The sequence below is a fragment of the Rickettsia rhipicephali str. 3-7-female6-CWPP genome, assembly GCF_000284075.1.
Classification (GTDB): Bacteria; Pseudomonadota; Alphaproteobacteria; order Rickettsiales; family Rickettsiaceae; genus Rickettsia; species Rickettsia rickettsii.
In genome coordinates, this window is record NC_017042.1 from 703,837 (window position 1) to 730,331 (window position 26,495).

The window sequence follows — 26,495 nt, forward strand, 5'->3', positions numbered from 1 at the left end:
TAAGGACTTTGTTAAAAAAGAAAAACCTATTGGTTACATTTATATTAACCAAATCTTACTTTATTAATAATTATTAGAGGTTTTATATGACTAAACCATATGTCATTAAATTAACTACTCCTTTTGAGTGTGTTAAACTTTATAATCCTATACCGATATTGCTCTTAGAAGTGCTATTATTATGCAGGCAATAATGATGCAACTAATACTTCTACCAAGAAAGAGGCAACAAAAGCAGAATATAACGCTAAAAAATGGCTTTTTGAAAATAATGAAAATTTTAATGCTACCTGCTTAGAAATCGGCATTGAGCCTAATTATGTAAGAAAGACTGCTGAAAAACTAATTGAATCGCAACAAAATAAGGATAAGCGTCCTAAACTCTACGGCTAAAGTTTAAATAAATTAATTTGTAATAAAACTTGAAATCACTCTAAATATAAATTAATTGTATAGGTGTTACTTAGTAACGCCTATATATTAATTATTTCAGATTATAAAGGTTATTTATGATTATTTCAGTTTCAGGTCAACATATTTCTATCGGTAATAATTTACAAGAATATTCAAAAGAGAGGGCTACGCAAGTCGTTAAAAAATATTTTACCGATATAATAAATATAGATATACATTTTTCAAAAGAGGGAATTAACTTTAAATGTGATATTATAGTAAAATATGGCTCAGGTAAACATAATATAGTTAAAAGTAATGATAGTTGTAGCGATATATATGTAGCTTTTGATAAAGCTATGTCAAAACTAGAAAAACAGCTTAGAAAATATAAATCAAAATTCAAAAATCATCATGCGGGTAAAGTAAAAATATCAGAAATTGCTTACGAAGGTACCAAATATATTATTAATCCGCAATCTGATAGTGAAACCTCTAACGCCGAAGATAATGATAATCCGGCAATTATAGCTGAAAAGCCTGTAGAAATATTAAAATTATCAGTAAAAGAAGCGGTAATGAAAATGGATTTAGAAGATTTACCCGCAGTAGTATTTAAAAATATAAATAATGATCGTATCAATATAGTTTATTATCGTAAAGACGGTAATATTTCTTGGGTAGATTATAATTAATGCTCATTATCCCTTACAAAGGAGTTACGCCAAGAATCGATAAAAGTGCATATATTGCCGAAAGCAGCTCTTTAATAGGAGATGTTGAAATAGGTAGTAATTCAAACATTTGGTTTAATACGGTTCTTAGAGGCGACGTTGAATCAATAAAAATAGGAAATAATACTAACGTACAAGACGGTAGTGTAATTCATACTTCAAGATTTAACGGACCGGTAGAAATAGGCGATAATATAACTATCGGTCATCTCTCTCTTATTCAGCCTGTACAATACATAATAATGCTTTTATCGGTATGAGTGCTACGATAATGGAGTATGCAGTAATAGAAGAATATGCTTTTATTGCTGCAGGAAGTCTTATCCCGCCAAAGAAGATAATTAAATCTCAAGAATTATGAATGGGATACCCTGCAAAATTTGTTAGATATTTAACCGATCAAGATTTAGAATATATGCAAGATAATGTAAGAAATTATGTAGAACTTGCAAGTGTTTCAAATTAAACTTCGTCTATCTACTTTTCACTTATCAAGAGTATATAAGGAATCCTTAAATGCTTTAACCGTATTTTTAAGTAAAAACGCAATAGTCATAGGTCCGATGCCGCCTGGGACGGGAGTAATATATTTTACTTTAGACTGAACATTTTCAAAATCAACATCACCGATAATTTTATTGCCGCTAATTCTATTAATGCCTACATCAATTACTATAGATTTAGGATTAAAATATTCTGCAGTTAATTTTAAAGGTGAGCCTATTGCAGCAACGACAATATCGGTTTTAGAAGTAATAGAGCTTAAATTGTGTGTCTTAGAATGACAAATAGTAACGCTGCAATTTTCTTTTAACAGTAAAGCACTTAAAGGTTTTCCTACTATATTTGAGCGTCCAATAATTACAACGTTTTTACCGATTAAATTAGGTTCGTATTTTTTTATAACTGCAAGACAACCAAGAGCAGTGCAGGGAATAAAGTTTTGACTAATCCCGCTATGTAAGTAACCGACATTTAAAGGGTGGAAACCATCGATATCTTTAGAAGGTGATACTGCCGATAAAATTTTATTTTTATCTATGGAGCTTGGCAAAGGAAGCTGAACTATAATTCCTGAAATCTCGTTATCAAGGTTTAACTCATTGATTTTTGATATTAAATCATTAGTATGAATAGTAGTAGATAGATTTACTAATAAAGTATAAATTCCTATTTTATGTGCATTTTTTATTTTGTTTCTTACATAAATAATGCTTGCCGGATTATCGCCTACTAGGACTATAGCAAGCTTCGGTGAAGCGTTGGTTTGGCTTGTAAGTTCTTGAATTTCTAGCTTTAAGTCTGCTAGTATCTCATTGGCTAATGCTTTACCGTCAATTATATTATTCACTCTTATTTTTGTCTCCGTTCAGTTTTAACGTCATTGCTAGGAAATTACGTAAGTAATTGACGAAGCAATCTCAGGAGTTTGTTATTGTTTCGTGAGATTGTCACGCTCTCTACGGTTGCTCGCAATGACGATCTCTTGATTTAGTAACGCTCTTACTTCTTTTCCCCGTATTTGGTAGTAGAATACTCAAAATGTAGAGCCTTGCCGTCAAATACTCTACTATAAGCATGATGAAGACTGCTTGTCGCTTCAGCAAAACCCGTAAGAATCAGCTTAAGCTTACCGCCATAATGAGCAATATCGCCAATGGCGTAAATACCTTCTATATTAGTTTGATAATAGGAAGAGTCTACTTCAATATGGTGAAGCTTAACATTTAAACCCCAATTTGCTAAGCTACCTAAATCTTGTTTTAAACCAAAAAAAGGTAGTAATATATTGGCATCCAATTTGCGAGTATTATTGTGTAAATCTTTAACTATAACCGATTGAAGTTCAGCATTATTACCATCTAAAGCATTTAATTGATAACCGGTTACTAACTCGATTTTCTCGGTTTCTGCAATATGCCTTAATTGCCTTACGCTTTCAGGAGCTGCCGTAAATTTCTCCCGCCTATGTACTAAATATATTTTATTTGCAATATCTGAAAGAAAAATAGCCCAGTCAACAGCCGAATCCCCGCCGCCTGCTATAACTATATTTTTACCCGCAAATTTGCTTTTATCATTGATGAAATAAAAAACCGACTTGCTTTCAAAATCTTCAATATTCGCAAGGGGCGGTTTGTTTGGACCGAATGAACCTGCTCCTGCTGCAATAATAATAACTTTGCTTTTAATAAGAGTGTTTTTTGAGGTTTTAATTTCAAAAAAATCATCTTGTTTATTTAGCTCTATAGCTTGCTGATTTAAATGATATATAGGGTTAAAAGGAGCTGCTTGAAGTTCTAACTGTTTTATTAGCTCTTCTGCTGCAATTTTAGGATATGCTGGTATATCGTAAATAGGCTTTTCAGGATATAGGGTAATACACTGACCGCCGATAACTTCTTGTGCATCAATAACATGACATTTCATGCCAAGCATTCCTGCTTGAAAAACTGCAAATAATCCAACCGGACCGGCGCCTATTATTACAACATCAGTATTATACATATATTATACATACTTTTTATATTTAAATTTTAAAAAGTATTTTATTGGATATTGAGGAAATAATCAATGGTTATGTGAGTATATTTACAGAAATCCAACACTTTCGGAGGGGGATTTTTAAAAATTGTCGGATATTATACTAGACGAGATGCATTTAAAGGTTGTGCTGCATTCCACTTTATCTTCTACTGGTTCTAATATATCCGCTTTTTATCTCGGCTTTGTTTTTTTAGCATACCGAATAATGAGATTTTTTTAGTATTTATAGGTAATATTTGTGCTACTTCCTTATCTCTTTTGGTAATTATAATAGATTCTTTATCTGTTTGTAATTTTTCTATTATTGCAAGGCAATGAGATTTAAATTGACTGATTGCTATTTTAATAGTCATTTAAAAAATAAAAGTATTATTATACTAATAATAGTCAAATAAAGTGGTCAATTATATTTCTATTTATAGTTAATTTGGGTTATATTCATTATATTTTAATGTAAAAAATAACCAAAACAAATTCTGTGGGAAAAATATCATTAATTCATATTTAAATATAACCATTTCTTAAACTAGCCTTGTAAAATCGTTAAACTTTGCAAAAGATTAATAATAGAAATTAATTATTTTTATTATAAATTATGAAAATTAAGATTCTACGAAATATTATCGGTTTTATTATCTTAACTATAAGTACGGGCAATAGTTTTGCTTCCTCCGCTAATGCTTTTTTCCTTGTTAGTGCGACGGTTTTACTGTCTTGTATAGCTACGGCTACTCCTTTAGCTTTCGGTACGTATGTTCCAACTGCCGATGCTCTGCAAACAAATACAATTATAATAAAGTGTACTTAAATGCCGGTACCGCGCCTGCTGCTACAACTAGTACCCGTAAAATGACTGGTCTTGTTAACACTACTAGTTATTTACCTTATAATCTTTACTCCAATGCAGGGAGAGAACGCAGAATTGGGGAAATCAATCAAGTGACTGGCGTAATTGGAACAGGACTAGATCAAACACTCACAATATACGGCAAAATACCTCAAGGAGCAAATGTTCCTTCCGATACTTATAATGATATAATTACAGTAACCGTGGCATATTGATATTATGAAAAAATATTTTTTAAGATTTCTACCTATCCTATCTATATTCTTGACTTTTAATTCTTTTGCCAGTGCCACTATCGTACTTGTCAATATAGAGATAAACAAAGGTAATAAAATAGCAACTATGACGGTGCAAAATAATGATTATGCACCTAAAAAGTTTCAATTAATTCTTGTAAAGCGTACATATAAAGATGGTATAGAAGAATATAAAGAAACTAAAGATTTAGTGGCAACTCCGGTAACATTTACCTTACATGACGGTCAAATACAATTGATACGGGTAGCTTTACAAAACACGCAGAATTATTCTACTAAAGCAAAAGACTATAGAATTTTTATAAAAGAATTACCTCGTAGAGTGAAGTTAGAGAATAGTGTTACCTCTACCGTAGATCTTGTTGTTCAGCATAGTATACCTATAACAATATCAGGTTAAAAATCTTTAAAACTAAATAAATTAAAGCAATGTGCTTTTTAAATACCATAATATCGGTTTTTATATGTATTATTTTTTTATACCGGTGAGTTTTGCAGATGGAGTTATCTCTGAATCTCTTGGCGATACTTCGCCTTGAATCGCAGCGGATACAAACGTACATGAGGATAAGGAGTTAGGGTTATTGCCCCAATGACCTCTAGTAGTAGAATTTGAGAATAGCGCTAATAAAATTGCGGGTGAGAGTGAATTGATTGTTTCGTTAAAAGTTAATTATACCGAAACCGATATATTGCCGACTATAGTGCAAAACGCTCAAGGTCATTATTTAATTCCTCTTGAAGATATAGAACATTTTGATGTTCAAGAAGATTATCTTAAGCAGGGTTTAGTGAATTATCATGATACTGCATATATTAATTTAGATTTGCTTGAGGGTACTAAATATTAAATATGATTTAAACTTTGAGAATTTAGATTTAAATATTACTTTTCCAACGGAAAAAATGCAACCTCAATCATTTGATGCTTCAGGTGGGTCCTATGAAGAAAAGAACGTCGATACTCAACTTATTAGTGGGGTATATTTAAACTATGATGTGATTCTTAGTCCAAATGATGATATTAATTATTTAGCCGGAGTAGAGGAACTCAATTATTTCAATGAAAACGGTGTATATAGATTACAATGTACAAGTTAACCGTAACGGTAAAAATAATGATATTGGAGTTTATCTGCAGAAACATGATACCGAAATAATGAAATAGTTTAGTATCAAAAGAGGAATTTTCTCTATTGATAAAAGCTATTATGCGACAAGACCGATTAACGGAGGTCTTGCTTTGATTAAAGTAAATAGTTTAAAGAATGTCGGAGTTTATAATAATAATCTATTAGCAGGTGATACCGATGATAAAGGTAAAATGCTTGTACCTTAACTTAACACCGTATGTTCCTTCCGAAATAAGACTAGACGATGCAAATCTACCTCTTAATACAGAGTTTGAAGAAATTGCTTTGCAAGTGGCTCCAAAAACAAAATCAGCGGTATTATTAGACTTTAATATTAAAATAATTAAAAGCATTGAAATGACAGTATTTGATAGTACAGTGAGTATTGAAGGTTTAGATGAAACAATATGATTAATGGGGTACGTAAGCTGAATTATAATTTGTATAAAGATGCCGGTTTTACTCAAATCCTCGGTAACGGTACTAGTAGTACTGTAACATTTACCGATAGCTATACACTAGGTCTTGAACCGGTCACAAAAAACCATACCGTATATGCACGCCTGCCGTCACAACCTCTTGTTGCTGCCGGCACGTTTCAAGACACTATTACCGTAACCCAGCCATAGCTATATAATAAAAAATCTTTAAAATCAAAATTCTTCAGCCTAGGCTCTAACTTTGTTGTTTGCATGGATTGACTCCTAGGGTGCTAGACATTACTGTCCGGTATTATGAAGCTGTATTTTTATTATAATATCGAAAACAATTTAAGTTTTATATTACTATAACTACATTTAGTATTGTGTAGTTACTTAAAATATTTTTAACTTAAATAAAGGTCGAATTTATGAAAAATGAAGAACAACACAATCAACCAACTCCAAAACATGGTCGAATAATATTCCCGCTTTACACAATGGGAAAAGTTTGTGTAGATAAGAAGCTAATAGATGAAGAGTGGAAACTGAACGAATTTGAAACAGGGAAAGGGAGTGATGAGCGTTTTGGAAATGATGTCGCAGGGGAACCGCTACCACTAGATGGGCATATTCTTAATTGTGGGCGTACAGATGATACAGATTGGGTAAATGCTACTAATGAAGAAATAAGAGCGGAATTAAAAGATCCAACGTTTTACTGGATAAACTGTGCTATACCATTAGAGGGTGAGAAAAAACTTACAATAGAATGGGATTATACTGCGTCACATAAAACTCGCGGTTATTTATATAGTGCAAATGACAAAGGCAGAGTTTACCTTTGAAAATAGACTGAAACACGATGATTTAGAAGAAATTTATAGTGAACTTTCTTATAAATTTCCTTACTGGGATCATACATTAGCTCCTTCTAAAATGATTGAAGTAACTTTTCCAGATAGAGAGCCAGGATATTATGTTGTAGAAGTTGATTGGATAGTAGCCGACACACCACGTTTGTTGCATCGTTTATTGTTGAATATAAGGATGAGGTTACACCGATAGGTCTTAATACGAATGATGGAGAATGTCTTTAACGTTATTCCCGCATAGATAAGGTCTTGTTGCATGGATCGGTTTTCTTTCTGTTACGCTGTGACTTGATCGTGAGATGACAAAGATGGAATCGATCCTTAAACTTATGTCTACGCGAAAATGCAACCGGGAACCACGCAACGTTGTCTTACTTCCGCAAGATAAGACTGCTTGTGCATTAAGAAAGCATAATTTTTGTAAAAACTATTCTATATAACGCGAGTTTCGTATTAATAAAGGCGTTGTATAGCTGATAATCACTAGGTTACGAGTGTATTAATAATACTGTTTTTGTTATAAAATTAGTGAGAAAACACACGTTTTGAATTAAGGTTTGAATTAAGGTAGTGTCTTTACAGTATTAGAAAAAAGTTTATAGGTTATTGAAAAATAATATAAAGAGCAATAACCTATGATATGAGCATAGATTTTATAGAAATATTTTGCTAAAAACAGATTCTATCAATGATCTTTTAAGCAATAATATTTTATCCAACATAGACATAAGCTTATTTTTCATATTTTTCTTTACTCTAGTTACTATAAAAACTCCTTGCTCTAAAAGTTGTTGAAATAATTTTTGTGAAATATAATCACGATCTCCAAATATTTTACCAAAAAGATTTTTTATCATCAATTCTAGCTGTTTTCTATCATCCTTATTACCAGGACTAAAAGATGCTTTAACTTATACCACCAGCTCTATTAATTATTAAATGTAGTTTGAGTCCATAGAACCAACCTTTTGTTGTTGCACCACGTGCTGCTATACCAGCAAACACTTTATGCATTGAAATACGATATTTCTTGCATACCTCTATACTACTTGAATCTACAAATAGATAGTCCGTCACACTGATCCAAAATAGAATTTAATATTAATACTAATAGTGGTAAATGTGGACCTATTATTTTTATAAATTGGCTATAAGCTTACTAACTGAAAATCTCTTTGATGATGAATCCATATCTGTTTCAGATAATAGTTTTTAAAACAATCATAAGATGACTGTCAGTAACCTATTATAATCGTTATTACCTCACTTCTATGCAGTCTACTTTTTGGACCAGATTTGTTGTTATTTTGAGTAATTGAATTTGTATGCTTATCTAATTCTTGCAAATCGACGTAGCAAAATATTTCTATAAAATCTATGCTCATATCATAGGTTATTGCTCTTTATATTATTTTTCAATAACCTATAAACTTTTTTCTAATACTGTAAAGACACTACCTTAATTCAAACCTTAATTCAAAACGTGTGTTTTCTCACTAATTTTATAACAAAAACAGTATTATTAATACACTCGTAACCTAGTGATTATCAGCTATACAACGCCTTTATTAATACGAAACTCACGTTATATAGTAATCAAGAGTGATTTGTGTCAAGTCAAAAATCTAAAAAAAAATAAATATTTATATTGAATAAATTATTATTCTCGTGTCTACTTAGGTGAAGATTCTATACACTGAATATGGTGTCATTTTTTCAAAATAAGTATTATAAATAACGCCTACAACCCCATTAGTACCTATAATGAGCACGCTTAAAAAAAATAAATTTCAAATAACTATAAACAACAACCATAACAATTTACTTACTCCTTTCGGTAAAGCTATTCTGCGAGATCGATATCTTATGAAAGGTGAGGATTTTCAAGATTTATTTGCAAGAGTTTCTAGTTATTATGCCGAAAATAAACAGCATGCTCAGAAGTTATATGAATATATGAGTAAAATGTGGTTTATGCCAGCAACACCAATCTTAAGTAACGGCGGAACGGATAGGGGGCTTCCTATTTCATGCTTTTTGAATGAGACCGATGATAGCTTAGACGATATAGTAAATTTATGGACAGAAAATGTTTGGCTTGCTGCACGCGGTGGCGGGATTGGCAGTTATTGGGGTAATGTTCGTGCTATTAATGAAGGGATTCGTGATAAAGGTCATTCATCCGGTATTATACCGTTTATTAAAGTAATGGATTCTATGACTCTTGCTATTTCGCAAGGTTCTATTAGACGAGGTTCATCGGCTGTATATTTGCCTATTAATCACCCTGAAATTGAAGAATTTATCGATATAAGACGTCCGACAGGTGGGGATGTTAACCGTAAAGCTCTTAATATTCATCACGGTATAGCTATAACCGATAAATTTATGAAAGCAGTTGAAAACAATACGGATTTTGACCTTGTTAGTCCTGCTACCAAAAAAGTCGTAAATAAAGTTAGAGCAAGAGATTTATGGGTTAAGTTACTAACTACTAGAATAGAAACAGGTGAGCCTTACTTGTTATTTATCGATAGTGTTAATAAATCTATCCCTGAGCATCATAAAAAATTAGGGCTTCAAGTTAAAATGTCTAATCTTTGTAGCGAAATTACATTGCCGACGGGAATTGACCATCTAGGACAGTCAAGAACTGCTGTTTGCTGCCTTTCCTCTTTAAATTTAGAGTATTACGAAGAGTGGAAAGATGATAAAGAATTTATCCATTCTATTATGTTGTTCCTTGATAATGTTTTAGAAGACTTTATTAATAAAGCACCGGATACTATGGCAAGAGCTAAATATTCGGCTTTACGTGAGCGAAGCGTTGGACTTGGCGTAATGGGCTTCCACTCATTTTTGCAAATGAAAAAAGTACCGATAGAATCGGTTATGGCAAAAGTTTGGAATAAAAAAATATTTGAATATATATCTGCTGAAGCTGATAAAGCCTCAATAGAAATCGGTAAAGAAAAAGGAGCATGTCCTGATGCTCTAGATGCAGGAAGTAATGAACGATTTAGCAATAAAACCGCAATAGCACCTACCGCCTCAATTTCGGTAATAGCAGGTAATGCCTCACCCGGAATAGAGCCATTTGCTGCTAATAGCTTTGTACAAAAGACTTTAACCGGTTCTTTTAACGTGCGTAACAAACATTTAGAAAAGTTATTAGAGGAAAAAGGATTTAATAATGATCAAGTTTGGTCTTCGATTGCAACACATGAAGGATCAGTACAACATTTAACATTTTTATCCGAAGAAGAAAAACAGGTTTTCAAAACCGCTTACGAAATTGATCAGAATTGGCTAATTGAACTGGCAAGCGATCGTATTCCTTACATTACGCAAGCACAATCTTTAAACATCTTTTTACCGGGGAATGTTAGTAAGAAATATTTAAATAATATTCATTTTAAAGCCTGGAAAAAAGGAGTAAAAAGTTTATATTACTGTAGATCGACATCAATACAACGAGCCGATAAGGTCTCGCATGACGTATTAAAGGCCGATTTTAAAGATTTAGAGGAACAAAACGATAAGTTAGCAGAAGTCGGTAACTACGAAGAATGCTTAGCTTGTCAGTAAGTATAATATAACTATGCAAAGATATTTAGATCCAACAAATGATGTAGCATTTAAAAAATTGTTTACGGATAAAACAAGGTTACTAAGCTTTCTCAATAATATTATGAGGTTACCTGAAGAGTTGGATTATCGACCTTGAATATATTTCAAACGAACAAGTACCGGATTTAGGGCAGAATAAAAGGAGTATAGTAGACATAAAAGTTAGAGATAACTCCGGCAATATTTATATTGTTGAGATGCAAAACGGCTATGCCGATGCTTTTTTAGCAAGAGTACAATTTTACAGTTGTATAGCATTTTCTTTGCAATTAAAAAGAGGAAAAGAATATGCTGATCTAGCTCCTGTAGTAATGGTAGTGATTACTTCTGGAATTCAGGCATTGTCCTAGGGAAAAGAATGTATTAGCTATCCATCAAACTATTAATGTCGGCAACGGTCAGCATCAACTTAAATGCTTGTCTTACGTATTTGTTGAATTAGACAAATTTACCAAAGAAGCAGATGAGTTGGAACTCTTAGAAGATGATTGATTATATATGATGGCTAAATTCGATAGAGCAAAAGAACCTCCGCAACATACAAAAGATGAAATAGTATTATCAGTCTATAAAACTATTGAATAATTTAACTGGAGCGAAGCAGAATATAATAATTATATTAAAGCGATGCTTGCTGCTCAAACGGAAGAGTTAAATCAAAAAAGTAAATATAATGAGGGGAAAGCTGAGGGTATTGAAGTTGGAGAAACTAGAAGTAAATACAGAAATAGCAAAAGAAATGTTATCGGATAATGAACCGATAGAGAAAATAATTAAATATACTAAGCTTTCAAAAGAAGAAATAGAAAAATTATGTCACTACTTGATGCAAGTCCAATTTATAAACCGTTTTCATATCCATGGGCATATGAAGCTTGGCACACTCAACAAAAAATTCATTGGCTGCCGGAAGAAGTACCACTTGCCGACGATGTTAAAGATTGGAAATATAACTTAACTCCAGGGGAAAAACATCTATTAACACAAATATTTCGTTTTTTTACACAGGCAGATATTGAAGTGAATAATTGCTATATGAAGCATTATTCACGAGTATTTAAACCGACTGAAATATTAATGATGTTATCGGCATTTTCTAATATGGAAACGGTACATATTGCAGCATATTCACATTTACTTGATACGGTAGGTATGCCGGAAGTAGAATATTCAGCATTTCTTAAATATAAGGAAATGAAAGACAAGTATGATTATATGCAGCAATTTGGAGTGGATGCTAAAGAAGATATAGCAACTACACTCGCAGTATTTGGAGCTTTTACTGAAGGATTACAGCTATTTGCTTCTTTTGCGATCATGCTTAATTTCCCTCGTTTTAATAAAATGAAAGGTATGGGACAGATTATTGCTTGGTCAGTGCGTGATGAAACACTTCATACTAACTCAATTATTACTCTGTTTAAGACTTTTGTAAGAGAAAACCCTGAAGTTTGGACGGAAACTTTACGTAAACGTATTTATGAAGCTTGTACGACTATTGTGCATTTTGAAGATGCCTTTATTGAACTTGCTTTTGAAGTTGGCGGTATTGAGGGATTAACGGCATATGAAGTAAGACAATATATTCGTTATATTGCCGATCGTCGTTTAATGCAGCTAGGACTCAAAGATGTATATTTGGTAAATCATAACCCCCTTCCTTGGCTTGATGAAATGCTAAACGGAGTCGAACATACGAACTTTTTTGAAAATAGAGCAACTGAATATTCAAAAGCAGCGACTACCGGTTCATGGGAAGAAGTATTCACTGAGATGGACACCAAACTTGAAAAATTGGTAGCCATGTCTTTGTAAGTCCTCGGATGCTGAACATGTTGTGTCGAAGTATACATATTTACAACAACAATAACAAAAAATTAAAAATACCTGATCTGTATTTTTAAAAATTTCGAGTAATTTTATGGCTGTTATAAATAATAAAAACTATCAAAAAGTTATAGAAAAAGTTTTATCTTCTTCTAAAGCTAATAAAGTACTAAAGAGTGCAATTAAGGACTTATCATCTTCAAAGAGTATAAGCTTAAGAACGATGTTACTCGGAGCAAGATTTATTTTAACTAATCCTGTAAATACTTATAATCTTGTTAAGCTTGCTAACTCTTCTAAGATATATCTTGATCCGGAATTTCAAAAATCACTTCTTAAAAAATCTCCAATATGGGAATTTTTAAAAAAACATTCGGATGATTTGCCTAAAATAGGTCAAATCTTGGCAAATGCGGGCTTTAGAGAATTTCAAGATAAGAGTGCTTTAGATAAAAAGGGACTCGCAATACTAAAAGAATGTTTTAAAAATGAACAAGTACTTAAAACACTTCAAGAAATTGCAGTTGAAGTAAAGCAAGAGCTACCAGACTGGAATAAAGTGACTTCTAGAACTTTAGATATGCTGGTTACCGATAAAAACTTCCAAAAATTCTTTAACGAAAAGAGTGAAGATATTACGAAATACATACGTACAGGAGCAACTGAAATACTTCCAAGCGATTATATAAAAACTTTTGATGATATATTACAAAAACCCGAAAAGAAAAATTTATTAAAAATATTTAATGAACATCCTGATTTTAAGCAAGAACTGGCTAAAAATATAAACAATCCTAATACTCTAAAAAGATTTAATAAGTTATCTCCTGAAAAACAAATAATTATTGAAAATTTCTTAGAAGAAGCAAAAGAACAAGCTAAACCTTTCTTAAAAGAACATTTTGAAACCTACAAAATTGATCTTAAAATTTTAGATATTATTCCTACTTTATTAAATAAAATGCCTGAGACAAAAGAGATTTTTGATACTCTTAATGCTCCAAATCAAGGTGTAATGATATCTCTTGAGAAATCCTTAGAAATGGTAGCTGGTGATGATAAATTAAAAAGTTTTTTTGCTAATAATAAAACAATCTTACCAAATATTGCTTTAGGTATTATTGAAAATACTCCTAGCGTACAAAGCATAACAAAAGAATATAATTTTGATAAACAAATGCTTAGTATTGTAGGCGAAGTTATGTCAAAACCGGAAATTGCTCATGAGATTATTGCAGACTTAAATAAAGGTGATTATATGAGTTTAACCGGTAATATAATCTCCACCCTTAGTGATCCTTCATTTAAATTAAAAGATATATTAGTAGAGCAAAGTAAAGAAGGTCTATTTGATAATTTAATTACAGGAGTTTTAGAACAAGATGCAAAAAATAGCCAAACTATAAAACAACAACTTATAAATTATGGTCTGGAAGCGAGTGATGTTACAAAGCTAACGAGCATAATGCCTATATTACTTGATAAATCTGAATCATTTAAAAAGGTTTTTCGAGATTTTATTAAAGGTGATTATACGGGAATGGTAAAAGAGTTAATAGCTTTAACTAAAGACAATCCTGAAATTAAAAAATATTTAAACAATAATAGAGAAATATTTGCAAGTATTTTAGATAAAACTTTAGTAGACATACCAGGTATAAATAACCTTGATAAGCAAGAATTATATAATGTACTTCCATCAATGTTAAACCATCCTAATGAATTAGTTAAAGTTATAGAAGAGGTTGAAAAAAGTAATTATCGTGGGGCTGCTAGTGCTATATATAATCTAGCTCAAAAAACAAATTATTTGGAAGGGCAATTGCCGAATATTATAAAAGCAGGTTTTAGCTATGCTACTGCAAAAGTAAAAGACGTATTTAGTCCATCACAAGATTTTAAAGATAAAACTATAGATGAAATTACTCTTAGAAATAATTTACATAAAATACAAAATGGAAAATTCAGCTTAGAGGGAGCTATATTAGTAGGTAATTTATCTAATATCGACTTCTCAGGCGTATCATTAAAAAATGCAGATTTAACTAAAGTAACTTCTTTCAAAGATTGTAATTTTAAAAATATTAATTTAGCAGAGGCTAAATTACCTGATAATTTAATGCTACTTACTGATACTTACAATCTTGATAAGGCTATCCCTCCTTTAGTACCTAAACTAATTAAAGAACAACAAGCAAAGTTAATTGATAAGGCAATTGATAAAGTATTTTTACAAATACAAGCTGAAGGAAAAAGAAATGTACTTAGTAAACAAAAAATTGCTCAACAAGTAAAAAGATTATATGAAGAAAATCAAACGATTAAAGACTATATTATAGAAAAACTAAATTCACTACCTATGAATATGGTTACTAACCTAGCTACTCCTAAAACAAATCAATATAAACATATTACAAATCATGTAAATTCTCCATTACAAATATTGAACCCTTTATATGAAAATATTGCAAATAAACAAAATATTAAGAGTAATTTATTGGCAAATATTTTAAGCGAAAAAATATCACAAAAACTTTTTGATAAAGGTGATAATAGAGGTGAAGATTTTTACATGATAAATCAGATGTTAAAACCTATCGTTTCTGAATATTCTAAAGAAAATCCGGATAATATAAATAATTTTTTAGAGCCACAAAATCTAGAAAAGTTAGCAAGTAATATTTCCTCTACTTTAAATTCTAAATCTAAATATACTGGGGTAGGCACTATTACCGGTGGAATTTATTTACCAAAAGAAATCTTCAATGAACAGTTAAAAGATAACTTTAAAAATGAGTTTGAAAATATTAATAAATTAAATATTTTAAAAGAAGCAAAAAATATAGTTTCAAATTTAGATAGTAAGGTGCGTATAGTAGATAATCACGATAAATCACATACTTACGCATCATTACCTACAAAAAGTAAAAAAATACACAACAGATAACCCCATAAATCTTAGATCAAATTAATTTAATTACCATATTATGTAATATAAATTAAAATATTTAAGTAGTGCTTAATTTATTTCTTTGAATCAATTTTAAGATAATTTAATGTTTATAATTAAATATATTTCATTATTTTTATGGCAGTGACAAATCCCATTAAAGATATTAAATTAAAGAATTTTAATAAAACTGTTAAAAGGACATTATCTTCTCCTGATGCAGACAAGGCATTGACAAGCTTTATTTATGACCTTGCATCTCCAAAGAAAAAAATATTACCAGTTTAGTATAGGAGCATTATTAAAAGGTGCGAAGTTTGCCTTGACTAATTCCATAAATAGTTATAATCTTGTTAAACTTGCAAGCTTCTCTGATATATATCTTGATTCAAAGTTTCAAAAAGCTGTTCTTGAAAAATCCGAAATATAGGATTTTCTAAAAAAGCATGCCGATGATTTACCAAAAATAGGACAAATCTTAGCAAAAGCAGGTTTTAGAGAATTTCAAGAAGGTAGTTTTCTAGATCACAAGGGTCTTACAACATTAAAAGAATGTTTTAAAAATGATGCTGTACTTAAAAGCCTTCAAGAAATTGCACTTGAGATAAAGCAAGAAGTACCGGACTATAATATAAAGTAACTTCTAAAAAATTAGAAATGTTATCCACGGATAAAAATTGCTTAAAATTTTTTAATGAAAAAGGTAACGATATTGCGAATTACATAACTGAAATACTTCCAAGCGACTATATAAAAGCTTTTGATGATATATTACAAAAACCTCAAAGTAATTACACATATGCAAAAGTTATAAAAATATTTAATGAACATCCTAAGTTTAAACCAAGAGCTGGCTAAAAATATAAACAATCCTAATACTCTAAAAAGATTTAATAAGTTATCTCCTGAAAAACAAATAATTATTGAAAATTTCTTAGAAGAAGCAAAAGAACAAGCTAAACCTTTCTTAAAAGAACATTTTGAAACCTACAAAATTGATCTTAAAATTTTAGATATTATTCCTACTTTATTAAATAAAATGCCTGAGACAAAAGAGATTTTTGATACTCTGAATGCAAATCAAGGAGTAATGGTGGCTCTTGAGAAATCTTTAGAAATGGTAGCGGGTGACGATAAATTAAAAAGTTTTTTTGCTGATAATAAAACAGTCTTACCAGATATTGCCTCAGCTATTATTGAAAATACTCCGAATATACAAAGCATGACGAAAGAATATAATTTCGATAAACAAATGCTTAGTATATAGTAGGTGAAATTATGTCAAAACCGGCAATTGCACATGCTATTATTACAGATATAAATAAAGGTGATGATATGGCCGTAACAAGCCGTGTAATTACTGCTTTTAATGAACCTTCATTTAAGTTAAAAATATATTAGTAGAGCAAAGTAAAGAGGGGTTATTCGATAATTTAATTAAAGGCATTTTAGAGCAAGATGAAAAAAATAGCCACACTATAAAACAGCAGCTTGAAAATTATGGACTAGAAACAAAAGATACTACAAAACTTACGAATGTAATGCCTATATTACTTGATAATCCTGAATCATTAAAAAAGGTTTTTGATGGATTTGTTAAAGGTGATTATACGGGAATAGCTAAAGACTTGGTAATGTTAACTAAAGATAATCCCGAGATCAAAAAATATTTAAACGATAATAAGGAAATATTTACAGGTATTTTAGATAAAACTTTAAAAAATGTACCAGGTATAAATAAGCTCGATAAGAAAGAATTATATAGTATACTCACACCTATGCTCAATCAACCGGATAAGCTGATTCAAAGCTTAGAAAATATTGAAAATAAAAAATATATTAATGTTGCTACTAGTATAGATAGTTTAGTTTGGAAAGAAGGGCAAGCACTGAATATTATTAAACAAATACTGTTAAAGCGGGAGTTGGTTATTTTAATCAAAAATCTGATAAGAAACCAGAATTAGAAAATAAAGTTCCAGCTGATGTATTAAAAGAAGCACAAAGTATCGTCTCAAATTTAAATAGTAAGATTAATATTGTAGTTGTAGGGTCTAAGACAAATACACTTTCCATTACTCCTATTTCCAATAATAAAAAGAAAGAAGAAATACGTAGATAAGCTATATAGTTTTAAAAGGTTTTTTTAAAGTTTGAGTAAATTCTTCTTGGTTAGCATATTCCAATGTGATTTTATCTTGTATCTGATTTTTAAACCAAGTAACTTGTCTTTTAGCATACTGACGGGTGCGTATTTGAGCTGCATTTAAAGCCTCATCTAAAGTGAGATTGCCGTTTAAATAAGCTAAAATTTCTTTTATCCCTACAGCTTTCCAATTCATATAATCTTTAGGAGCAAATTGCTTTTTTATTAAAGCTATTTCGTCAATTGCCCCTTCTTTAAATATCTTATCTAAACGCTCATCACATGTTTTATATAAAAATTTTCGCTCAGGATTTAAGAAAATAATTTTGAAATTAAAATCAGGTAAGATTGGTTCTTTTGGCAAAGTTTGAAAAGAAAAAATAGATGTACTGGTTTGCATGAATACTTCATAAGCTCTAATTAAACGCTGAGTATCATTTTGGTTTATTTTAGAAGCAGCAAGCGGGTCAAGCTTCTCTAATTTACCCCATAATTCTATATTGCCTATTTTAGCATGTAAGTTTCTTACCTGTTCTCGTAAATCTTCTGATATATCAGGAATATTATTATAGCCAAAAACTAAAGAATTGATATATAAACCTGTTCCACCTATTAATATAGGTAGCTTACCCCTGTCGGTTATTTCTTTTATTTTTTCTGTCGCAAGTTTTAGATATTTTATTACCGAGAAATCTTCTGTCATTGATAAGAAGTTATATAAGTGATACAAGATTTCAGTTTTGTAGCTTTTCGGAGGGGAGGCGGTAATAATAGGAATTTCCTTATAAACCTGCATTGAGTCGATATTAATGATTTCGCCGTTATAAGCTTTAGCCAGTTCATGACCTAAATAAGACTTCCCGCTAGCAGTCGGCCCGCATAATATAATTATACTCTTCTGCTTTGAAGAATTGTTTCTGCAAAACTTCGGATCACCTATTAAATATAGGCTGTGCGTACTCGCTCCTCGTTTTACATTCCCATTCTCCAAATCATTTGAGTATATTTCTTTCTTTGTCACTGGTTTAACTAATAAATACGAACTTGTATCGTCATTTCGAGCCAGCATTTATGCTGGCGTGGCAATCTCAGGAGTTTTTTTATATTATCTTATGAGATTGCCACGTCGTTGCTAACGCAACTCCTCGCAATGACGGAAAAACCTATCCATGTAACAATGCCTCGCAGGAATGTGACCTCATACCCTTAAACGGTTTCATCAGTATTAATAGTATTTCCTAAAGTCTCAGTATTAGCATTACTATCTGCCGGTCCACTAAATGTTATTGTACCAAGTTTGTTGTCATAACTAATAGTTGGACCACTAAATAAGCCTGCATCACTGTAGTCAATGGTCAGACTATTTAAACCGTTAGATGCGGCTATGTCACTGTTAAGTTTAAAAATGCGAGGATTATCAGTAGGCTCAAGGTCTTTATGTTTTATTACTAATGGTGCCTCAATGTTAATATTTAATGTATTTGCACCTATTGGCGTTATTGTAACTAATTTAGTATCAACAAATGAGTGATTGATATCTGAGATTTTTAACATATTATTTTTCTTTATATTAATTTAATGTAAGAAAAATATATAAAATAATATTTTAGAAAGCAATAATGTTTTAATAATTAATTAATAACCCATATTTTTCAAGATATTTATTAATTATAGTGATTATTTCCTCTAAACCATTCTTACTATCTGATTCAGCCCTTGCAACTATAATAGATTCGGTATTAGAGCTACGCAAGAGCCACCAACCATTTACAGTATTTACCCGTACACCGTCTATATCATTAAACTCTATTTTCTCTTCTAATGATTTTTCTTTAATCTCTTTAATAATTTGTGATTTTAACTCTGAAGGAACAAAAATTTTAATTTCCGGTGTACTATAGCTTTTCGGTACATCTTCTATTATCTCATCTAGAGTTTTACTTGATCTACTAAGTAAATCTAAAAATCTAAGACCTGCATAAATTGCATCGTCAAAACCAAAATATTTATCGGCAAAGAATATATGCCCGCTCATTTCGCCAGCGAGTAAAGCCTTTGTCTCAAGCATTTTGCTTTTAATAAAAGGATGACCTGTTCGCCATATTATAGGATGTCCTCCATATGATTTTATTTTAGCGACTATAAATTGGCTGACTTTTACATCAACTATTATAGTTGCGTTTGGATTTTCCTTTAAAATATCCTCAGCAAAAATGCATAAAATTTGATCACCAAATAATATTTTACCGCTTGAGCTTATAATGCCGATTCTATCACCGTCACCGTCAAAAGCTATACCAAGGTCACAATTTTGTTCTTTAACCACTTTTATTAGCTCCTGCAAATTAGCAGGATTTGTAGGATCAGGATGATGGCTTGGAAAATTCCCGTCAATCTTACTATGTATGATTATATTCTTGTTTGAGAGATGCTTTTTAAGTTCTTCAACAATATCGCCGGTTGCTCCATTGCCGCAATCCCAAGCTACTTTTAATTTTGGATTAATGTTTATTCCATCTAAAATACGTTTTAGGTATTTAGATTGTATATTATGGATTCCTGCTTTCGCAGGAATGACATAAGGGGATGGTGGTGTGGTATTGGAGTAGTTATCCAAAATCTTAGTCAATAACTCCTGTATCTGATCACCGAAAAAAGGTTTACCGTTTTGTAGTATTTTAAAGCCGTTATCGTCACGAGGATTGTGTGACCCCGTGACCATAATACTACCGGCGGGCGTAAAGTGTTTATCGGCAAAATATAAAACCGGCGTTGGAACTACGCCAATATTTATGATTTCAGCCCCTACATTAGTTAATCCTAGTTCTAAAGCTTTACAAAGGGTAGGGGAGCTAAGCCGACCGTCTAAACCGACACAGATTTTATCGTTATCTTTCGTTATAGTCATCTCGGCAAAACCAAAGCCGATTTTATAAGCTACTTCTTCCGTTAAATCTTTAAGGCTATTGCCTCTTATATCATAAGCCCTAAAAATTTCTTTGTTAATTTGCATAGAAAACTGTTTTGAATATTATTACATGGCTCTTATGTCATTCCTGCAAAAGAGCCTTGTTGCATGGCTCGGAAAACCTACTCGATGTCATTCCCACGTAGGCGGGAATGACATAAAACAATCCATGCAACAACATCTGCAAGTCGCTCGCAATGACGAATTTGCATAGTCTAGAAACTAAAGCTCTCACCTAAATACACTTCCTTAACTTTCTTGCTATTTGCTATTTCCTTAGCGCTTCCTTCTAATAATACTTTACCTTCAAAAATAACATAAGCACGGTCGACTATATCTAGAGTGTCACGTACGTTATGGTCGGTAATTAATATACCTATATTAAATTCACGTAAATAAGTAATTAGATTTTTGATATCGGAAATAGCAAGCGGGTCAATACCGGCAAGCGGTTCATCAAGCATGATAAATTTAGGCTCTATTGCAAGTGCACGTGCAATCTCAAGCCTACGCCTTTCACCACCTGATAAGCTAGCAGCGGATAAATCTTTTAAATGCACTATTGCAAACTTCTCTAACAAATTATGGGTTTTTTGTTCAATTACTTCTTTATCATTTTCAGATATCTCAACTACAGCCTTAATATTATCTTCAACCGACAATCCCCGAAATATCGAAGGTTCTTGAAGAAGATAGCCGATTCCAAGCCTTGCTCGTAAATAAATAGGCAAGTTGGTAATATTTATATCATTTAAAAGTAATTGCCCTGAGCCCGGTTTCATTAAACCGATAATAATGTTAAAGCAAGTTGTTTTACCGGCTCCATTCGGACCGAATAAACCAACTATCTCTCCTTGTTTTATATTCAGAGATATATCAGTTAATATATTCCTTTTTTTGTAGGATTTTGATATATTTTTAACGTGTAAGCTGTCCATCTTTTTTATTTGTTAAGATTTTGTTGCGTGGATTAATTTTCAACGTCATTGCGAGAAAATTACGTAAGTAATTGATGAAGCAATCCAGTTAAAAATACTAATCTTTAGCATTTTTTTTAATTATTTTCTGGATTGTCACACTTCTTGCAACCGCTTGCAATGACGTACCAACGATAAATAGCTCTATTTCTTAATAATATCTACATAGTAGATTAGTTTATTAGTTTTTAAAACATTATCGTCACGCTGTAATATTACATTACCAAGTAGAATAAGTTGTTTATTATCAAAAAAATATTTAGCACTATCTGCAAGTAATAATTCATTATTTATTTTTCTTTCTACAGTCAATTTAGTAGGGACAACTATATGATCAATAGTTTGCTTTTCATCTATTGTTTTATAAAAAATATATAATTCTTTCGTTCTAAGTATCGCATTATCGAAGTACACAATAACATTTTCAAGATATGCTGCTTTTTGTTTGGTTCTATCAATAATTAAACTATCAGATGTGATATGTAAATTTGAAATATTTTTATCATTAGCATATATTATGGTACTAATTATAAGAAGTAAAACAAGTTTAATAATAGACATCTTTCCAAACTTCGCTTCTAGAGGTAATTTAGACGTCGAATCGGTGCTCGTATCCTCACGTACTTCTTTGTACGCTGCAGTGCTGCGTTCCATGCCTCCTTTAACTTCCTCTCTATAAGCTGGTTTGGAAAGATGTCTATTCGGATAAATCGATGATTGTAGAGACATTGCCTTTAAAAATTATAATATTATTTTCATCTTTCGTATTAAAACTATCCGAAGTAATTGAAGAGTTTTTGTAAAGTAACTTAGCAGGGGAATGACCGGTTATATTCTTATTTACTAAATCAATCCTTGCATCGTTAGTGTTAAATATGATCTCATCAAAAAAAAGTTTTACATCGTTTTTTAAATCTAATATGTTTGATTCTTCATCTAAAAAGCCTTCTTTCGCATTGATAATAAGAGTTTGGTCTTGATTCACGTTATAAATAGCATTTATTATATCTAGTTTATATTTGTTATCCGACTCTTTTATAGCTCGTTCAGTTTTAATCTTATACGCATTTAATTTTTTATTTACTCCTTCAAAAATTGAATCTTTCAATATAATATTATACTTTAAATCAAAATTTTTATTATCTTTTAAACTTTTTTTTGTAACATTAATATCGTTTTCTTCATTAATATAACCGCTTTTAATTAATATATATCCTATATACAAAATTCCAACTGTTATTAAAAGATATACAGATTTCCAAATTTTTTTTCGCCGTTTATAAGAAGAGGGCATAGATTTTAGCTAACCCCTATGCATAGTAAATCATGAATATGAATAATGCCTATAATAATATTATTATCATCAACAATCGGTATATTAGTGATATTCTTGGCTTTCATTAAATTTAAAGCCTCTTTTGCAAATATTTCCGATGAGATATGAATAGGGTTTTTGGTCATAATGCTTGATGCTGTTTTTAAGTGGATTTGATCGTTAATATGACGACGTAAATCCCCATCGGTTATAATTCCCACCAAATTTTGGTTTTTATCTGTTACAAGCGTACAACCTAAACGTTTTTTATTCATAATAATTATAGTTTCGGCAAAGGAAGTATCTTCATATACTAAAGGTATTTCATCACCGCTACGCATTAGGTTTTTAATTTTTGTTAAATTAGCACCGATTGTACCTCCCGGATGATAAATTTTAAAATCATCTTTAGTAAAGCCTCGTTTTTCATGTATAACAGTTATTAAAGCATCACCGAGTGATAGCATGATTAAAGATGATATAGTAGGAGCTCCAATTACAGAAGCTTCCGGGTATTCAGGTACTATTAATAAAAAATCGCTTCTTTTAGCTAAAGTAGAATTTTTATTCATTGTCATTGCAGCAATTTTTATGGAAGAGTTCTTGCAATATTCAGTTATATTAAATAGTTCTTTAGTTTCACCGGAATTAGATAACATAATTACTAGATCATTTCTCGTCACCATACCTAAATCGCCGTGACTTGCTTCTGCCGGATGTAAATAAAAAGCAGGCATACCGGTTGAAGAAAAGCTAGCAGCTATTTTTCTTGCAATATAACCGCTTTTGCCTATGCCGGTTAGGATTATCCGTCCTTTGAAAGATAGTAAAAATTCTATAATTCTGTTAAAGTCTTCAGGGATATTTGCGGATAATTTTTCTAAAGCACTTGCTTCACTAGAAATAACCCTCTTTGCGATGATTTGGTAATTATTTGTGTCGGTCATTTATTTACTCGTTGTCATACCGTGGCTTATCCACGGTATCCAGTAAATTATTAGTATTATGAGCTATTTTTGTGGATACCCGAACCGTCATTGCAAGCAGCCGTAGGCTGCACGGCAATCTCATGAAATAATAACAAACCCCTGAGATTGCTTCGTCAATTACTTCGTAATTTCCTCGCAATGACGATTAAGCTTCATATCAATTAAAATACTTACGTTCTGTAATTACTTCAGCAGTTTCAGCATTATTATCTTCATTCCAAGCTCGTTTTTTACTAGAATCATGTCGCTGCTCAGGTTCTGAATTGTCCTTAGCATTATTAACATTAGTTTTTGGCTTTGTATTATTTGAAGATTTATCTTTATCGGCATTTTTAATAGTTAATTTTGCTTTGCCTTTATTATCAAAGCCTATTAGCTTAACTTTTACTATATCGCCTTGTTTTAAAACACTGCTAACCGTTTCTATTCTTTCTTCTGAAATTTCACTAATATGAACAAAGCCGTCTTTATTACCTAAATAATTAATAAAAGCACCGGAATCTAAGACTTTCATTACCGTACCGTTAAATATTTCACCGATTTCAGGTTCAGCGGCAATAGCTTTAATTTTCTCTAAGGCAACTTTTAGCTTATCTTTATCTGAAGCATAAACAGACACCGTACCGTCATCGCTTATATCTATTTTAGCACCGCTAATTTCACAAATTTCCTTTATTACTTTACCGCCCGGTCCTATAATATCTCTAATTTTATCCTTATCTATTTTTATAGTAGTAGTAGAAGGCGCATTTTTACTTAGTTCGTTATTTGGTTTACTGATAACTTTATTCATTTGCTCCAGTATATGCAAACGACCGAGTCGTGCTTGCTCTAAAGCTACTTTCATTATTTTAAAATCTACTCCGGATATTTTGATATCCATTTGTAATGCAGTAATCCCTTCGCTAGTTCCTGCAACCTTAAAGTCCATATCACCAAAATAATCTTCATCGCCAAGAATATCCGATAATACGGCAAATTTTTTGCCTTCCTTAACAAGTCCCATAGCAATACCCGCAACCGGTGCTTTTATCGGTACGCCGGCATACATTAAAGCAAGAGAACTACCGCAAACAGTTGCCATTGAAGAAGAACCGTTAGACTCCGTAGTTTCGGCAACTACTCTAATAGAATAAGGAAATTGTACTTTATTAGGTAATATTGGATTAATAGCACGCCATGCGAGTTTACCGTGTCCGACTTCACGACGACTAGGTACTTTCATCGGCATTGCTTCATTTACAGAGTAGGGCGGAAAGATATAATTGAGCATAAAACGCTCTTTATACTCACCCTCTAAACTGTCAACTATCTGCTCATCTAAACTAGTACCGAATGTAGTACTAACTAAGCTTTGCGTTTCACCTCTAGTAAATAAAGCTGAACCATGTGCGGAAGGTAGTAAACCTATTTCACAAGCAATTTGTCTTATATCCGTGGTACTTCTTCCATCGATACGTCTATTTTTTTCTAAAATCTCGTTACGTAATATATCTGATTCAATAGCTTTTAAAGCTGATTCGATTTGATAATTACTATATTTTTTATTTTCTATGTCGCTTACAAAATGTGTAAGAACTTTTTCAGGTATTAAATCTAAATGAGTGCTACGTTCTTGTTTAGATTTAATTGCAAAAGCTTGTTCAATTTCTTTTACAAATAACTTCTCAATTTCTTTCTTTAATGAAGCAGGATATAAATCTTGCATTTCAAGTTTTGGTTTTTTAGCTTCTTCTGCTAGTTCTTTAATTATCTTTATTACCGGCTGAAAGCTTTCAAATCCAAATTTTACGGCTTCTAACATTTGTTCTTCAGAAAGTAAATGAGCTTCCGATTCAACCATCATTACTGAATCTGATGTTCCTGCAACTACTAAATCAAGCTGACTTGTTTTTAATAATTCAAGTGTCGGATTTAAAACAAATTCACCATTGATTAAACCTACTTTACTTGCTGCAACTATTTCTAGATAAGGAGCAGGGGATAGGCTAAGTGCAGCCGATGCACCGATAATTGCAAGTATATCTACCGGAGTTTCAGGATCATATGAAAGAACACTGCAAGTTACATGCGTTTCATTCACAAAAGCTGGATGAAATAATGGTCTAATCGGTCTATCTATTAAACGAGATACTAAAACTTCTCTATCTGATGCTTTTCCCTCACGTTTAAAAAATCCCCCTGGTATCTTACCGGCAGCATATGCCATTTCTCTATAATTAATTGTTAAAGGAAAAAAACCTATACCCTCTTTTGCTTTGTTAGCTACTACTACCGTACATAACAAAACGGAATTACCCATTTTTACCGTAACTGCCCCGTCAGCTTGCCTTGCTATTTTACCTGTACTAAGCTCAAGAACTTTCCCGTTCCATGTAACACTCTTAGTTATTTCGTTAAACATCTATTTATCTCATTTCATAATTTATATTATATTGTATTCTACCACGTCATTGTGAGGAAAATTACGAAGTAATCTCAGGATATT

The 26,495-nt window shown here is 31.5% G+C and carries 23 protein-coding genes and 7 pseudogenes; 17 read left to right on the plus strand and 13 right to left on the minus strand.

The genetic code is table 11. The annotated features are described in order from the left end of the window. The first annotated feature begins 86 nt into the window (after positions 1-86). From MCC_RS03825 to MCC_RS10285, 3 genes and pseudogenes are all read left to right on the plus strand, one after another. Positions 87-393, plus strand: a pseudogene (locus MCC_RS03825) (hypothetical protein). A 116-nt stretch (positions 394-509) separates the two neighbouring features. After that, on the plus strand, positions 510-1,088 hold the full coding sequence (hpf, locus tag MCC_RS03830) for a ribosome hibernation-promoting factor, HPF/YfiA family (protein ID WP_014408613.1): 579 nt from the start codon (positions 510-512) through the stop codon (positions 1,086-1,088). Next, positions 1,088-1,593, plus strand: a pseudogene (locus MCC_RS10285) (gamma carbonic anhydrase family protein). The gene hpf and the pseudogene MCC_RS10285 overlap by 1 nt, the downstream one beginning before the upstream one ends. Positions 1,594-1,611: 18 nt before the next feature. Here MCC_RS10285 and folD read toward each other — a convergent pair. The 3 genes from folD to MCC_RS03855 form a co-directional block, all read right to left on the minus strand. Further along, complete coding sequence (gene folD / locus MCC_RS03845) at positions 1,612-2,478, minus strand: bifunctional methylenetetrahydrofolate dehydrogenase/methenyltetrahydrofolate cyclohydrolase FolD (protein WP_014408614.1); 867 nt, start codon at positions 2,476-2,478, stop codon at positions 1,612-1,614. Between the two features lie 152 nt (positions 2,479-2,630). Beyond that, a complete protein-coding gene (locus MCC_RS03850) occupies positions 2,631-3,635 on the minus strand; it encodes an NAD(P)/FAD-dependent oxidoreductase (RefSeq protein WP_014408615.1) in 1,005 nt (334 codons plus the stop codon). A 194-nt stretch (positions 3,636-3,829) separates the two neighbouring features. Next, the gene (locus MCC_RS03855; protein WP_014408616.1) at positions 3,830-4,027 is read right to left on the minus strand and encodes a type II toxin-antitoxin system Phd/YefM family antitoxin; all 198 of its coding nucleotides are present in this window, start codon (positions 4,025-4,027) and stop codon (positions 3,830-3,832) included. 242 nt (positions 4,028-4,269) lie between these two features. On the opposite strand from MCC_RS03855, the gene MCC_RS10290 reads away from it, so the two are divergent. From MCC_RS10290 to MCC_RS03900, 8 genes and pseudogenes are all read left to right on the plus strand, one after another. After that, positions 4,270-4,482, plus strand: coding sequence for a Csu type fimbrial protein (locus tag MCC_RS10290; protein WP_041405414.1), 213 nt, complete (start codon positions 4,270-4,272; stop codon positions 4,480-4,482). Continuing rightward, complete coding sequence (locus MCC_RS10295) at positions 4,473-4,736, plus strand: spore coat protein U domain-containing protein (protein ID WP_231288646.1); 264 nt, start codon at positions 4,473-4,475, stop codon at positions 4,734-4,736. Before MCC_RS10290 ends, MCC_RS10295 begins: the two co-directional genes overlap by 10 nt. Before the next feature lie 127 nt (positions 4,737-4,863). After that, positions 4,864-5,178, plus strand: a complete 315-nt coding sequence (locus MCC_RS03870) for a fimbria/pilus periplasmic chaperone (protein ID WP_041405509.1) — start codon at positions 4,864-4,866, stop codon at positions 5,176-5,178. Between the two features lie 92 nt (positions 5,179-5,270). Continuing rightward, positions 5,271-5,769: pseudogene (locus MCC_RS11430) on the plus strand (hypothetical protein). A gap of 337 nt (positions 5,770-6,106) precedes the next feature. Continuing rightward, the gene (locus MCC_RS03885) at positions 6,107-6,322 is read left to right on the plus strand and encodes a hypothetical protein (protein ID WP_014408619.1); all 216 of its coding nucleotides are present in this window, start codon (positions 6,107-6,109) and stop codon (positions 6,320-6,322) included. Next, positions 6,316-6,612 (plus strand): annotated as a pseudogene (locus MCC_RS03890) (Csu type fimbrial protein); the annotation flags it as partial. The gene MCC_RS03885 and the pseudogene MCC_RS03890, both read left to right, overlap by 7 nt. A gap of 149 nt (positions 6,613-6,761) precedes the next feature. Beyond that, positions 6,762-7,070, plus strand: a pseudogene (locus MCC_RS03895) (chitin-binding protein); the annotation flags it as partial. Between the two features lie 82 nt (positions 7,071-7,152). Beyond that, positions 7,153-7,398, plus strand: a complete 246-nt coding sequence (locus MCC_RS03900; protein WP_014408622.1) for a chitin-binding protein — start codon at positions 7,153-7,155, stop codon at positions 7,396-7,398. A gap of 460 nt (positions 7,399-7,858) precedes the next feature. Here MCC_RS03900 and MCC_RS10875 read toward each other — a convergent pair. Next, positions 7,859-8,098, minus strand: a pseudogene (locus MCC_RS10875) (transposase); the annotation flags it as partial. Between the two features lie 13 nt (positions 8,099-8,111). After that, the gene (locus tag MCC_RS10880; protein ID WP_196792938.1) at positions 8,112-8,282 is read right to left on the minus strand and encodes a transposase; all 171 of its coding nucleotides are present in this window, start codon (positions 8,280-8,282) and stop codon (positions 8,112-8,114) included. A 687-nt stretch (positions 8,283-8,969) separates the two neighbouring features. Between MCC_RS10880 and MCC_RS03915 the strand changes: the two genes are divergently transcribed. The 6 genes and pseudogenes from MCC_RS03915 to MCC_RS10310 all read left to right on the plus strand — a co-directional run. Then, complete coding sequence (locus MCC_RS03915) at positions 8,970-10,793, plus strand: ribonucleoside-diphosphate reductase subunit alpha (protein ID WP_014408624.1); 1,824 nt, start codon at positions 8,970-8,972, stop codon at positions 10,791-10,793. Positions 10,794-10,936: 143 nt separating this feature from the next. Continuing rightward, on the plus strand, positions 10,937-11,185 hold the full coding sequence (locus tag MCC_RS10305; protein ID WP_231288769.1) for an Rpn family recombination-promoting nuclease/putative transposase: 249 nt from the start codon (positions 10,937-10,939) through the stop codon (positions 11,183-11,185). 277 nt (positions 11,186-11,462) lie between these two features. Continuing rightward, positions 11,463-11,588: a hypothetical protein gene (locus MCC_RS10885; RefSeq protein WP_014408625.1), complete on the plus strand. Its 126-nt coding sequence runs from the start codon at positions 11,463-11,465 to the stop codon at positions 11,586-11,588. A 60-nt stretch (positions 11,589-11,648) separates the two neighbouring features. Beyond that, the gene (locus tag MCC_RS03925) at positions 11,649-12,650 is read left to right on the plus strand and encodes a ribonucleotide-diphosphate reductase subunit beta (protein ID WP_014408626.1); all 1,002 of its coding nucleotides are present in this window, start codon (positions 11,649-11,651) and stop codon (positions 12,648-12,650) included. Positions 12,651-12,756: 106 nt separating this feature from the next. Next, on the plus strand, positions 12,757-15,609 hold the full coding sequence (locus tag MCC_RS03930) for a pentapeptide repeat-containing protein (protein ID WP_014408627.1): 2,853 nt from the start codon (positions 12,757-12,759) through the stop codon (positions 15,607-15,609). A 141-nt stretch (positions 15,610-15,750) separates the two neighbouring features. Continuing rightward, a pseudogene (locus MCC_RS10310) lies at positions 15,751-17,516 on the plus strand (pentapeptide repeat-containing protein); the annotation flags it as partial. Between the two features lie 219 nt (positions 17,517-17,735). On the opposite strand, the gene miaA reads toward MCC_RS10310, so the two are convergent. The 8 genes from miaA to pnp form a co-directional block, all read right to left on the minus strand. Next, positions 17,736-18,827 (minus strand): tRNA (adenosine(37)-N6)-dimethylallyltransferase MiaA, encoded by a 1,092-nt coding sequence (gene miaA, locus MCC_RS03955; protein WP_041405418.1) that lies wholly within the window; start codon positions 18,825-18,827, stop codon positions 17,736-17,738. A 137-nt stretch (positions 18,828-18,964) separates the two neighbouring features. Then, complete coding sequence (locus MCC_RS03960) at positions 18,965-19,312, minus strand: hypothetical protein (protein WP_041405419.1); 348 nt, start codon at positions 19,310-19,312, stop codon at positions 18,965-18,967. Between the two features lie 70 nt (positions 19,313-19,382). Then, positions 19,383-20,771, minus strand: a complete 1,389-nt coding sequence (locus tag MCC_RS03965) for a phosphomannomutase/phosphoglucomutase (RefSeq protein WP_014408632.1) — start codon at positions 20,769-20,771, stop codon at positions 19,383-19,385. 170 nt (positions 20,772-20,941) lie between these two features. After that, the gene (gene lptB / locus MCC_RS03970) at positions 20,942-21,664 is read right to left on the minus strand and encodes an LPS export ABC transporter ATP-binding protein (RefSeq protein ID WP_014408634.1); all 723 of its coding nucleotides are present in this window, start codon (positions 21,662-21,664) and stop codon (positions 20,942-20,944) included. Positions 21,665-21,847: 183 nt separating this feature from the next. Further along, positions 21,848-22,264 carry an LptA/OstA family protein gene (locus tag MCC_RS03975; protein ID WP_410526332.1) on the minus strand — a complete coding sequence of 139 codons (417 nt, stop codon included), beginning with the start codon at positions 22,262-22,264 and terminating at the stop codon, positions 21,848-21,850. A 136-nt stretch (positions 22,265-22,400) separates the two neighbouring features. Beyond that, a complete protein-coding gene (gene lptC, locus MCC_RS03980; protein ID WP_014408636.1) occupies positions 22,401-22,997 on the minus strand; it encodes an LPS export ABC transporter periplasmic protein LptC in 597 nt (198 codons plus the stop codon). Positions 22,998-23,002: 5 nt separating this feature from the next. After that, positions 23,003-23,965 carry a KpsF/GutQ family sugar-phosphate isomerase gene (locus tag MCC_RS03985; RefSeq protein ID WP_014408637.1) on the minus strand — a complete coding sequence of 321 codons (963 nt, stop codon included), beginning with the start codon at positions 23,963-23,965 and terminating at the stop codon, positions 23,003-23,005. Positions 23,966-24,164: 199 nt separating this feature from the next. Beyond that, the gene (gene pnp / locus MCC_RS03990; RefSeq protein WP_014408638.1) at positions 24,165-26,411 is read right to left on the minus strand and encodes a polyribonucleotide nucleotidyltransferase; all 2,247 of its coding nucleotides are present in this window, start codon (positions 26,409-26,411) and stop codon (positions 24,165-24,167) included. Positions 26,412-26,495 lie beyond the last annotated feature (84 nt).